Source organism: Brachymonas sp. KE5, assembly GCF_057773645.1.
In genome coordinates this window covers 2665951-2677877 of the sequence record NZ_CM173463.1, presented here as the reverse complement: position 1 = coordinate 2677877, position 11927 = coordinate 2665951, and the positions used below count along the sequence as shown (strand labels likewise).

The window sequence follows — 11927 nt, the reverse complement described above, 5'->3', positions numbered from 1 at the left end:
AGCTCGGCATGATTGGCCGCATTGTCGAAATCGCCGATGACAAGCGGCATCTGTTCGTAAATCGCGGCTTTCTGGTTGTGCGTGACACGGATGGCGAACGGAAGGAATTGGGTCAAATACCGTTGGACGACATTGCAGCGGTGATCGCAAACGCACATGGCATCACTTATACCAACAACCTCCTCGTAGCATTGGCGGAGCGCGGCGTGCCATTCGTGCTTTGTGCGCCGAATCACAATGCGGTTGGTATGCTGCTTACCCTCGATGGTCATCACGTCCAGTCGAAAAGGATAGAGGCTCAGCTGAAGGCATCACAGCCTACCCATAAACGCCTGTGGGCAGCCGTAGTCAGATCGAAGCTGGAACAGCAGGCTGCCGCATTGGAAGCGGCTGGTGGGCCCGTCGCACCGCTTTCCGCACTGGTAAGCAAGGTGCGAAGTGGCGACCCTGAAAATCTTGAAGGGGTGGGCGCTCGGCGCTATTGGCGGTTGCTCTTCGGTGAAGATTTCAGGCGTGATCAGGATGCTGGTGGTGCGAATGCACTTCTGAATTATGGGTACACGGTTGCTCGCGCTTCGACGGCCCGTGCTGTGGTGGCGGCCGGATTGCACCCGAGTATTGGCTTACATCACAGCAATGATGCAAATCCACTGCGACTTGTGGATGATCTGATGGAGCCGTTTCGGCCCATCGTGGATCTGAAGGTTTGGCAGTTGGTTCGTAACGGTGAGGGGCAGGTGACGCCAGATACCAAACGTGCGCTGGTGAGAACGCTATACGACGACATGCAAACCAGTGTAGGGGCTACACCTGTAATGGTGTGCATGCAGAAGCTGGCTACTTCGCTCGCTCAAGTTTATCTGGCGGAACGAGACAAGCTGGACTTACCGTTTCCAGGGTTGCCCATTGCATTGGCAAGTAGCCTGGGGACTGACTGATCATGCTTACAGGGTATCGGCTCATGTGGATGCTCGTCATGTTTGACCTTCCGGTGCTCGAAAAGGCAGAGCGGAAAGCCGCAACCGATTTCCGTAAGTCGTTGCTGGATATGGGGTTTGAGATGAGTCAGCTGAGCGTTTACATGCGCTTTTGTACGAGTCCTGCACAGATCGACACCTACGCCAAACGCGTGGAAAGCTGCCTGCCGCAAGGTGGTAAAGTGAACATCCTTCAGTTCACTGACAAGCAGTACGAGCGTATCGTCACCTACCATGGGCAGACCAAGCAAGCACCCAAAAAAACTCCGGATCAGTTCGACCTCTTCTGATGGATTGCAATGATTTCTGACCTCCGAAAAGCACAAAACCCCATGATAAATCAAGGGGTTAGTGCAGCTAGAGTCTAGCTTATTGGGAAATGAGCTCTGGCCGGAACCAACGAAATCGACCATGAAGGGCTGTTCGCAGTCTAGCTTATTGGGAAATGAGCTCTGGCCGGAACTGATTCAGGCTCCTTTCAGCGTGTGTTGGGAGTCTAGCTTATTGGGAAATGAGCTCTGGCCGGAACAAGTGGCCCAAGAAATGGCCTTGTCGATCCAGTCTAGCTTATTGGGAAATGAGCTCTGGCCGGAACCTTCTCCAGCTTGGCCCGACCGCCACGCTTAGTCTAGCTTATTGGGAAATGAGCTCTGGCCGGAACATGCACGGCAATGCGCACCGGATTGCCGTCAGTCTAGCTTATTGGGAAATGAGCTCTGGCCGGAACGTCTGAGGTGACGCATGACTGAAAAGACAAAGTCTAGCTTATTGGGAAATGAGCTCTGGCCGGAACTCCGCATCGATGCAAACATCGTCACACAAGAGTCTAGCTTATTGGGAAATGAGCTCTGGCCGGAACTGCATGGACTGTGGCGAGTTTTCAAAGGGCAGTCTAGCTTATTGGGAAATGAGCTCTGGCCGGAACCCCAGCGCCACGCGCCTCGAGCGCGCCATGAGTCTAGCTTATTGGGAAATGAGCTCTGGCCGGAACCCATTGATTGACCGGCAGCAGATTGCCACCAGTCGTAAGCGCGCGGTGATCCCATGTTGACCGCCACCGGCGGACGTGGCTGAGACTTAGATGGCGCCTGGTTGCCAGCGGTGCGGCAAGAGTTCGTCGATGCGACTGGCTTTGTGCGTGGGCAGCCGCGTGAGCACTTCCTTGAGGTAGGCATACGGGTCGTGCCCGTTCATGCGCGCCGACTGGATCAGGCTCATGACGGCGGCGGCCCGCTGGCCCGCGCGCAAACTACCGGCAAACAGCCAGTTGTTGCGACCGACGGCAATGGGCCGGATCTGGTTCTCGATCCAGTTGTTGTCCACGGGCAGTTGTCCGTCACCCACGAATCGGGTCAGCGCATCCCATCTTCGCAGGCTGTAGTCCAGCGCCTTGGCGGTTGCCGATCCGTCGGGCACCTGTCGCCGTTGCAGTGTCATCCACTCGTGCAGGGCATCCAGGATGGGCCTTGTCTGCTGCTGTCGAACGATTTGCCGTTGTTCGGCGCCCAGATCCTTGACCTCGCGCTCGATGTCATAGACCCGGGCGAACTGTTGCAGGGCGAGCTCGGCGATCTGGCTCTGGTTGGCCGCGTGCAGATCGTAGAACTTGCGCCGGGCATGCGCCAGGCAACCCACCTCGGTCACGCCGCTGGCGATCAGGGCCTTGTAGCCACTGAAGTCGTCGCAGGTCAGACTTCCCTTCCAGGCCTTGTCGGTGCCATGGCCCAGGAAGCGCCGGGCATGCTCGCCCGAGCGAGACTCGCAGAAGTCGTAGACCACGGCCTTGATGTCTTCAAACGCCCCCGGCGCATAGGCCCAGAGGTAGGCGCGGTGCGTCTTGCCATCACCGGGCTTGAGCATGGCCACCGGAGTCTCATCGGCGTGCAGCACCCGGTGGCTGAGGATCTCGTCCTTCAAGGCATCGACCAGCGGCTGCAACCGCACGCCGCAGGTGCCTACCCATTGCGCCAGGGTCGAGCGCGGGATGGCCAGGCCGGCGCGGCCGAAGATCGCCTCCTGCCGGTACAGCGGCAGGTGATCGGCGTACTTGCCCACCAGCACCTGGGCCAGCAGGCCGGCGGTGGGGATGCCTTTGTCGATGACGTGCGCGTCGACCGGCGCCTGTTGAATGCTCTGGCACTGGGCGCATGCCCACTTGCCGCGGATGTGGCGTTCGACGCTGAACACGCCAGGCACGTAGTCCAGCTTCTCAGCCACGTCCTCCCCGATGCGTTTCATCTGGCAGCCACACGAGCAGGTGGTGGACGCGGGCTCGTGGCGGATCTCGCGACGTGGCAGGTGGGCGGGCAGTGGCAAGCGCTTGGCTTGTTTCTTCTCGGGGGTAGTCGGCGTTTGCGCCTGCGACAGCCCGTCGATCTCGCTGGCCACGGCCGCCAGGTCCGCTTCGATCTCGTCGTCGAGCAGGCTCTTCTGCTCAGGGCTGAAGCGCTCTGACTGGGCGGCGAACTTCATGCGCTTCAAGAGCGCGTTCTCGTGCGTGAGCTTGTCGATGAGGGTCTGCTTGAAGGCCAGTTCCTGGTCCTTGGCAGCAGCGGCTTGCAGCATGGACAGCAGCGCCGAGCGCAGTTGCTCGGGACTCAGACTATCAAGGGATTGCGGCTCGACCACCATGGGCATGACTGTGCCAGCGCCGGCAACGCCACGCCATTGGCACATGCACCGATTGGCAGGCAGCAGGCCTGCGATCAGATTCAGAGCATGGTGATGACGCCACCATCGCCCAGGCGCTGCCAAGGCAACCCGAGCACCAGAGCGTCGAACTGCGAGCGGCTGAGATTGGCGATCAATGCCCCCTCACGCGGCCAGACGAATTTGCCGCTATTCAGGCGCCGCGCCGCCAGCCACACACCAATACCATCGTGCACCAGAACCTTCATGCGGTTGGCTCTCCGGTTGGCAAACAGGTAGGCGTGATGCGGGCGTGCAGCACCGAAGACCGCCACCACGCGGGCCAGAGCCGATTCCGTTCCGGCGCGCATGTCCAGCGGCTCGGTGGCCAGCCAAAGGGCATCAATACGGATCATCGCAGCAACTCACGCAGTGCCTGGGCGCATTGAGCAGCCACCGTCACCGGCCAGGTAATCGTGATGGTGGCGCCGGTACGCTGCAGTTCGATACGAATGAACTCGCCCTCCGCGCCCGAGGCAGCCCCTGCCGTCTGAGCAACGCGAACATCGCTGACGCCCGTCGGAACAGGTAGGGCAACGAAGGCCGGCAGTTGCTGCTGGACGTGTGTACCCGTCAAGCGCTCTTCGCGTAACCAGCGGTGCACCATATTCGGGTGCAGGCCGTGACTCAAGGCTACACCGGCCACAGATGCACCCGGCCCACGGGTTTGAGCCAACACCAGCGCCTTGAAATCAGCGCTGTACTCGCGCCGCAGTCGGCGCTGTCCATCGATCAATCGTTCCATCGTCCCCACGATCTCCTTCGTGGGGACGATCGTCGATTACCGTCCTCGACTCAAGATGGGTTCACCGAACGCATACCACCAGTCTAGCTTATTGGGAAATGAGCTCTGGCCGGAACTGCGCTGCGCCTCCACGCATACCAGCCAGCAGTCTAGCTTATTGGGAAATGAGCTCTGGCCGGAACATGCCATCCCCGAACCAGAACAGCTCTATGAGTCTAGCTTATTGGGAAATGAGCTCTGGCCGGAACTGCACGGCGATGCTGTTCTGGGTCATGTTCAGTCTAGCTTATTGGGAAATGAGCTCTGGCCGGAACTGCTTGTTGCTGCCATGCTTTTTCTCGACTAGTCTAGCTTATTGGGAAATGAGCTCTGGCCGGAACTGACTTCTTCGGCGGCATCGCCGGGGGCATAGTCTAGCTTATTGGGAAATGAGCTCTGGCCGGAACGCGAACCATCCGCAGACGCTGCACTACACGAGTCTAGCTTATTGGGAAATGAGCTCTGGCCGGAACCCATGCCGTGCGTGCTGCAGGGCTGCCGCGAGTCTAGCTTATTGGGAAATGAGCTCTGGCCGGAACCCCGTCCATGACGCTGTTCTATGCGGACGAAGTCTAGCTTATTGGGAAATGAGCTCTGGCCGGAACTATGTGACCGTGGCAACTGGCGCAGCATCCAGTCTAGCTTATTGGGAAATGAGCTCTGGCCGGAACTATACCAGCAAGCTGTATAAGGCGCTCCCCAGTCTAGCTTATTGGGAAATGAGCTCTGGCCGGAACATCCCCATCGTCAAGTGGTCGGATGCGAGCAGTCTAGCTTATTGGGAAATGAGCTCTGGCCGGAACGTCAAGCAGAGCATCGTGCTGCAGGCCAACAGTCTAGCTTATTGGGAAATGAGCTCTGGCCGGAACCCGACAGTCTGGGTGCGGCCGCGATACAGCAGTCTAGCTTATTGGGAAATGAGCTCTGGCCGGAACTGGACCGAGAAGCCCTGCCCGAGCAGTTCGAGTCTAGCTTATTGGGAAATGAGCTCTGGCCGGAACGCCTCCAGCGACTCTCCCAACGGCATATATAGTCTAGCTTATTGGGAAATGAGCTCTGGCCGGAACGACCCGCTTCAACTCCACCTCCGTGGTGTAAGTCTAGCTTATTGGGAAATGAGCTCTGGCCGGAACGGTTGCCGACGCGAGGCGCTGCGGCATTGAAGTCTAGCTTATTGGGAAATGAGCTCTGGCCGGAACGCGCACATCAAAGACAGTGAACGTCAGGCCAGTCTAGCTTATTGGGAAATGAGCTCTGGCCGGAACCGTGCTGGCCGGTGATGACGTTGCATCCACAGTCTAGCTTATTGGGAAATGAGCTCTGGCCGGAACGGAAGTGACAGAGGGGTATTCCGCTCCCTAAGTCTAGCTTATTGGGAAATGAGCTCTGGCCGGAACCCATGCCGTGCGTGCTGCAGGGCTGCCGCGAGTCTAGCTTATTGGGAAATGAGCTCTGGCCGGAACCTGCCGAAGACGCAAGAAAAGCTGATCGCGAGTCTAGCTTATTGGGAAATGAGCTCTGGCCGGAACGGGCTTGTGCTCGTACTCGCAGCGGTAGCCAGTCTAGCTTATTGGGAAATGAGCTCTGGCCGGAACCCGCGTATCGGTGACGCAAGACGCCATGACAGTCTAGCTTATTGGGAAATGAGCTCTGGCCGGAACCACGCATTCGGTTGGTAGATGGACATTGCCGAGTCTAGCTTATTGGGAAATGAGCTCTGGCCGGAACCGTTTCATGGCGATCAGGCCATCCACGCTGAGTCTAGCTTATTGGGAAATGAGCTCTGGCCGGAACAAGACGAGGGTGCAACGCGAAGCGCTGGACAGTCTAGCTTATTGGGAAATGAGCTCTGGCCGGAACCTCTACAAAAGCCGTAAAGAGGGCACGCCCAGTCTAGCTTATTGGGAAATGAGCTCTGGCCGGAACACGGCGCGCCATGGTCCGCATCGCAAGCCAAGTCTAGCTTATTGGGAAATGAGCTCTGGCCGGTATGCGTTCGGTGAACCCATCTTGAGTCGAGGACGGTAATCGACGATCGTCCCCACGAAGGAGATCGTGGGGACGATGGAACGATTGATCGATGGACAGCGCCGACTGCGGCGCGAGTACAGCGCTGATTTCAAGGCGCTGGTGTTGGCTCAAACCCGTGGGCCGGGTGCATCTGTGGCCGGTGTAGCCTTGAGTCACGGCCTGCACCCGAATATGGTGCACCGCTGGTTACGCGAAGAGCGCTTGACGGGTACACACGTCCAGCAGCAACTGCCGGCCTTCGTTGCCCTACCTGTTCCGACGGGCGTCAGCGATGTTCGCGTTGCTCAGACGGCAGGGGCTGCCTCGGGCGCGGAGGGCGAGTTCATTCGTATCGAACTGCAGCGTACCGGCGCCACCATCACGATTACCTGGCCGGTGACGGTGGCTGCTCAATGCGCCCAGGCACTGCGTGAGTTGCTGCGATGATCCGTATTGATGCCCTTTGGCTGGCCACCGAGCCGCTGGACATGCGCGCCGGAACGGAATCGGCTCTGGCCCGCGTGGTGGCGGTCTTCGGTGCTGCACGCCCGCATCACGCCTACCTGTTTGCCAACCGGAGAGCCAACCGCATGAAGGTTCTGGTGCACGATGGTATTGGTGTGTGGCTGGCGGCGCGGCGCCTGAATAGCGGCAAATTCGTCTGGCCGCGTGAGGGGGCATTGATCGCCAATCTCAGCCGCTCGCAGTTCGACGCTCTGGTGCTCGGGTTGCCTTGGCAGCGCCTGGGCGATGGTGGCGTCATCACCATGCTCTGAATCTGATCGCAGGCCTGCTGCCTGCCAATCGGTGCATGTGCCAATGGCGTGGCGTTGCCGGCGCTGGCACAGTCATGCCCATGGTGGTCGAGCCGCAATCCCTTGATAGTCTGAGTCCCGAGCAACTGCGCTCGGCGCTGCTGTCCATGCTGCAAGCCGCTGCTGCCAAGGACCAGGAACTGGCCTTCAAGCAGACCCTCATCGACAAGCTCACGCACGAGAACGCGCTCTTGAAGCGCATGAAGTTCGCCGCCCAGTCAGAGCGCTTCAGCCCTGAGCAGAAGAGCCTGCTCGACGACGAGATCGAAGCGGACCTGGCGGCCGTGGCCAGCGAGATCGACGGGCTGTCGCAGGCGCAAACGCCGACTACCCCCGAGAAGAAACAAGCCAAGCGCTTGCCACTGCCCGCCCACCTGCCACGTCGCGAGATCCGCCACGAGCCCGCGTCCACCACCTGCTCGTGTGGCTGCCAGATGAAACGCATCGGGGAGGACGTGGCTGAGAAGCTGGACTATGTGCCCGGCGTGTTCAGCGTCGAACGCCACATCCGCGGCAAGTGGGCATGCGCCCAGTGCCAGAGCATTCAACAGGCGCCGGTCGATGCGCACGTCATCGACAAAGGCATCCCCACCGCCGGCCTGCTGGCCCAGGTGCTGGTGGGCAAGTACGCCGATCACCTGCCGCTGTACCGGCAGGAGGCGATCTTCGGCCGCGCCGGCCTGGCCATCCCGCGCTCGACCCTGGCGCAATGGGTAGGCACCTGCGGCGTGCGGTTGCAGCCGCTGGTCGATGCCTTGAAGGACGAGATCCTCAGACACCGGGTGCTGCACGCCGATGAGACTCCGGTGGCCATGCTCAAGCCCGGTGATGGCAAGACGCACCGCGCCTACCTCTGGGCCTATGCGCCGGGGGCGTTTGAAGACATCAAGGCCGTGGTCTACGACTTCTGCGAGTCTCGCTCGGGCGAGCATGCCCGGCGCTTCCTGGGCCATGGCACCGACAAGGCCTGGAAGGGAAGTCTGACCTGCGACGACTTCAGTGGCTACAAGGCCCTGATCGCCAGCGGCGTGACCGAGGTGGGTTGCCTGGCGCATGCCCGGCGCAAGTTCTACGATCTGCACGCGGCCAACCAGAGCCAGATCGCCGAGCTCGCCCTGCAACAGTTCGCCCGGGTCTATGACATCGAGCGCGAGGTCAAGGATCTGGGCGCCGAACAACGGCAAATCGTTCGACAGCAGCAGACAAGGCCCATCCTGGATGCCCTGCACGAGTGGATGACACTGCAACGGCGACAGGTGCCCGACGGATCGGCAACCGCCAAGGCGCTGGACTACAGCCTGCGAAGATGGGATGCGCTGACCCGATTCGTGGGTGACGGACAACTGCCCGTGGACAACAACTGGATCGAGAACCAGATCCGGCCCATTGCCGTCGGTCGCAACAACTGGCTGTTTGCCGGTAGTTTGCGCGCGGGCCAGCGGGCCGCCGCCGTCATGAGCCTGATCCAGTCGGCGCGCATGAACGGGCACGACCCGTATGCCTACCTCAAGGAAGTGCTCACGCGGCTGCCCACGCACAAAGCCAGTCGCATCGACGAACTCTTGCCGCACCGCTGGCAACCAGGCGCCATCTAAGTCTCAGCCACGTCCGCCGGTGGCGGTCAACATGGGATCACCGCGCGCTTACGATACGCCGGCTACTCGGATGTCAATCGGTGTCGCGCCCCGTGCGGGCGCGTGGATTGAAACTCGGCCACTACCCGCCGATGGCAATGGTGCGTGACCGGTCGCGCCCCGTGCGGGCGCGTGGATTGAAACAGCAGCACATCCTGGCCGCCGGTGGCGTGGCGTCCGTCGCGCCCCGTGCGGGCGCGTGGATTGAAACTCGAAGTTGCGCATGTGGCTCACGGTAGGCCAGGCCGGTCGCGCCCTATGCGGGCTCATGCATTTGATCAAAGCGATTTGCCGAATGCCCCTCAGCCTGTTCGCGCACTTTGTATTACCGAACAGGTAGAAAAAAGCAGATGCTGAGCGTAGATTCCATTAGGGTAGGTTTGTCAATCAACTGTTTTGAAGGAGACACCGTGTCCAAAACCCCAACTTCCGCCACCAAGCACCCCCCAACACCGCCCAGGTCGCCAATAACACCAACAAACAAGGCGACAAGCCCCCCACCCAGCTCAATCAGCCCCAGCGCACACCGGAAAGCCGGAATGACCGAGAATCCCTCCTAGGCGGCAACAACCAGTCGCAGTCGCGACGCGGTGCCTACTCCAGCAACCCCTGATCGATTCTCCACCCCATGCCCCAACTCTTCGACACCTACCCCCTAGCAGGCCGCACCCTCCCCAACCGCATCGTCATGGCCCCCATGACCCGCGCCCGCTCCCCCAGCCACGTCCCCGACGAGCTGCTCGCCACCTACTACAGCCAGCGCGCCAGCGCCGGCCTGATCGTGACCGAGGGTGTGCCGATATCGCCCGCAGCGCACGGCGTGCTGTATGTCCCCGGCCTCTACACCCCCGCGCAGATCGCCGGCTGGCGCACAGTCACCGAAGCCGTGCATGCCGAAGGCGGCACCATCTTTGCCCAGCTCTGGCACGTGGGCCGCGCCTCGCACGCCTCGCTGCAGCCCAATGGCCAGGCCCCGCTCAGCTCCACCAGCCAGGCCTCCGACAAGATCATGACCTTCGCCCTGGATGCCGAAGGCAAGCCCGGTTTCGTGCCCGCCACGCCCCCGCGCGCCATGACCACGGGCGAGGTGCAGCAGACCGTGCAGGACTTCGCCCAGGCCGCCGCCAACGCCATCGAAGCCGGCTTTGACGGCATCGAGATCCACAGCGCCAACGGCTATCTGCTGGAGCAGTTTCTCAACCCGCACGTCAACGACCGCACCGACCAGTACGGCGCCGACACGCTGGAAAACCGCTGCCGCTTCGTGCTCGAGGTGGTGGATGCCATCATCGAGCGCATTGGCGCGCAGCGCACCGGCATCCGCTTTTCGCCCTGGGGCAACTTCAACGACATGCCGCCCTACGACGAAACCGCCCAGACCTACCTCTATCTGGCCGGCGAAATGGCCAACCGCGAGGTGGCCTATATCCACCTGATGGACCAGCACCTGGGCCAGGGCCGCGAGGACGTGTCGGGCATCAACCTGGATTTTCTGCAGCTCATGCGCGCGGCCTATCCGCGCGGCGCGCTGATTCTGGCCGGCAACATGACGCTGGAAACCGGCAACCGCCTGCTCGAAGCCGGCGTGCTCGATCTGGTCGGCTTTGGCCAGCCTTTCATCAGCAACCCCGATCTGGTGGCGCGTCTGCGCAATGGCTGGCCGCTGGCCCAGCCGGACCGCAAGACCTATTACGGCGGTGGCGCCGAAGGCTATACCGACTACCCCGTCTGGAATCCGGCCGCAGTCTGACGACTGCTGGCAACACGGGCGGGTGCGGGGTATGCTCTGCAGGAGTCTGCCAGACACGAGGAGATTGCCATGCCTCCCCCTTTCCGTCCTGATCGCCCCCGGGCCGTCCAGCTGCTTGCCGGTGCCGCCTTGCTGTCCGGAGCCAGCGTAGCGCAAGCGCAAACGCTCGCTGCCCCGGTGCCCGCGCCGCAGGCCGCCGTGGCCGAAACCGTTGCCACCGGCCTGGAGCACCCCTGGGCCGTGGCCTTCTTGCCCGAAGGTCGCTTCCTCGTCACCGAGCGCCCCGGCCGCATGCGGATCGTGCAGGCCGATGGCCGCATCAACCCGCCGCTGCAGGGCGTGCCGGAGGTGGCCGCCGGCGGCCAGGGCGGCATGCTCGACGTGATCACCGACAGCGATTACGCGCGCAACCGCACCATCTACTTCTGCTACGCCGAACCCGGCCCGGGCCGCAGCAACAGCACGGCGCTGGCACGCGCGAGGCTCTCCAATGACGGCCGCAGCCTGGAGCAGCTGCGCGTGCTGTTCAGCCAGAAACCCAAGTACGCCAGCAGCGCCCATTTCGGCTGCCGCATCGTCGAGCGCAAGGTGGGTGGCAAGCCCGATGGCACGCTGTTTCTCACGCTGGGGGACCGCTTCAGCCGGCGCGACGACGCCCAGACGCTGGACAACCACCACGGCAAGATCGTGCGCGTGGGCAAGGACGGCAGCATCCCCAAAGACAACCCCTTCGCCGGCAAGCCCGGCGCGCTGCCCGACATCTGGAGCTACGGCCACCGCAATGTGCAGGGCGCCACGCTGGCCCCCGACGGCACGCTCTGGACGCACGAGCACGGCCCGCGCGGCGGTGACGAGATCAACCTGCCGCAACCCGGCCGCAACTACGGCTGGCCGGTCATCACCTACGGCAAGGAATACAGCGGCGCCACCATCGGCCGCGGCCTGCGCACGCAGGCGGGCATGGAGCAACCGCTGTACTACTGGGATCCGTCCATTGCCCCTTCAGGCATGGCTTTTGTCACCAGCGAGCGCTATCCGGGCTGGAAGGGCGACCTGATGGTGACAGCGCTCAAGTTCCAGTACCTGGCACGGCTGCAGCTGAAGGACGGCAAGGTGGTGGCCGAGCACAAGCTGCTGCCCGACGTGGGTCAGCGCCTGCGCGATGTGCGCCAGGGGCCGGATGGCTGGCTCTATCTGGTGACCGACAGCAGCGAGGGCCGCCTGTTGCGCGTCAAGCCGCGCTGAGCCGGTCTGCAACGCCGGTGCGGG

At 61.9% G+C, this 11927-nt stretch carries 10 protein-coding genes and 2 CRISPR repeat arrays; of the genes, 7 read left to right on the top strand and 3 right to left on the bottom strand.

The window, feature by feature from the left end:
• Positions 1–8: 8 nt before the first annotated feature.
• A complete protein-coding gene (gene cas1 / locus ACX36O_RS12675; RefSeq protein WP_488359856.1) occupies positions 9–938 on the top strand; it encodes a type II CRISPR-associated endonuclease Cas1 in 930 nt (309 codons plus the stop codon).
• A 2-nt stretch (positions 939–940) separates the two neighbouring features.
• Positions 941–1267 carry a CRISPR-associated endonuclease Cas2 gene (gene cas2 / locus ACX36O_RS12670; RefSeq protein ID WP_488359855.1) on the top strand — a complete coding sequence of 109 codons (327 nt, stop codon included), beginning with the start codon at positions 941–943 and terminating at the stop codon, positions 1265–1267.
• Between the two features lie 71 nt (positions 1268–1338).
• Positions 1339–1968: a CRISPR direct-repeat array (repeat unit 36 nt; unit sequence AGTCTAGCTTATTGGGAAATGAGCTCTGGCCGGAAC).
• An 86-nt stretch (positions 1969–2054) separates the two neighbouring features.
• On the opposite strand, the gene tnpC (ACX36O_RS12665) is transcribed toward cas2, so the two are convergent.
• The 3 genes from tnpC (ACX36O_RS12665) to tnpA (ACX36O_RS12655) form a co-directional block, all read right to left on the bottom strand.
• Complete coding sequence (gene tnpC / locus ACX36O_RS12665; protein ID WP_488360242.1) at positions 2055–3608, bottom strand: IS66 family transposase; 1554 nt, start codon at positions 3606–3608, stop codon at positions 2055–2057.
• Positions 3609–3688: 80 nt separating this feature from the next.
• On the bottom strand, positions 3689–4021 hold the full coding sequence (gene tnpB / locus ACX36O_RS12660) for an IS66 family insertion sequence element accessory protein TnpB (RefSeq protein ID WP_213362054.1): 333 nt from the start codon (positions 4019–4021) through the stop codon (positions 3689–3691).
• A complete protein-coding gene (gene tnpA / locus ACX36O_RS12655) occupies positions 4018–4410 on the bottom strand; it encodes an IS66-like element accessory protein TnpA (protein WP_488359854.1) in 393 nt (130 codons plus the stop codon). Before tnpA (ACX36O_RS12655) ends, tnpB (ACX36O_RS12660) begins: the two co-directional genes overlap by 4 nt.
• A gap of 80 nt (positions 4411–4490) precedes the next feature.
• Positions 4491–6441: a CRISPR direct-repeat array (repeat unit 36 nt; unit sequence AGTCTAGCTTATTGGGAAATGAGCTCTGGCCGGAAC).
• Between the two features lie 72 nt (positions 6442–6513).
• Here tnpA (ACX36O_RS12655) and tnpA (ACX36O_RS12650) point away from each other — a divergent pair.
• The 5 genes from tnpA (ACX36O_RS12650) to ACX36O_RS12630 all read left to right on the top strand — a co-directional run bounded on the left by tnpA (ACX36O_RS12650) (position 6514) and on the right by ACX36O_RS12630 (position 11903).
• Positions 6514–6906: an IS66-like element accessory protein TnpA gene (gene tnpA / locus ACX36O_RS12650; RefSeq protein ID WP_488359854.1), complete on the top strand. Its 393-nt coding sequence runs from the start codon at positions 6514–6516 to the stop codon at positions 6904–6906.
• The gene (gene tnpB / locus ACX36O_RS12645) at positions 6903–7235 is read left to right on the top strand and encodes an IS66 family insertion sequence element accessory protein TnpB (RefSeq protein WP_213362054.1); all 333 of its coding nucleotides are present in this window, start codon (positions 6903–6905) and stop codon (positions 7233–7235) included. Before tnpA (ACX36O_RS12650) ends, tnpB (ACX36O_RS12645) begins: the two co-directional genes overlap by 4 nt.
• A gap of 80 nt (positions 7236–7315) precedes the next feature.
• Positions 7316–8869 (top strand): IS66 family transposase, encoded by a 1554-nt coding sequence (tnpC, locus tag ACX36O_RS12640; RefSeq protein ID WP_488360241.1) that lies wholly within the window; start codon positions 7316–7318, stop codon positions 8867–8869.
• Between the two features lie 667 nt (positions 8870–9536).
• A complete protein-coding gene (locus ACX36O_RS12635; RefSeq protein WP_488359853.1) occupies positions 9537–10658 on the top strand; it encodes an alkene reductase in 1122 nt (373 codons plus the stop codon).
• 69 nt (positions 10659–10727) lie between these two features.
• On the top strand, positions 10728–11903 hold the full coding sequence (locus tag ACX36O_RS12630; protein ID WP_488359852.1) for a PQQ-dependent sugar dehydrogenase: 1176 nt from the start codon (positions 10728–10730) through the stop codon (positions 11901–11903).
• Positions 11904–11927: the final 24 nt, after the last annotated feature.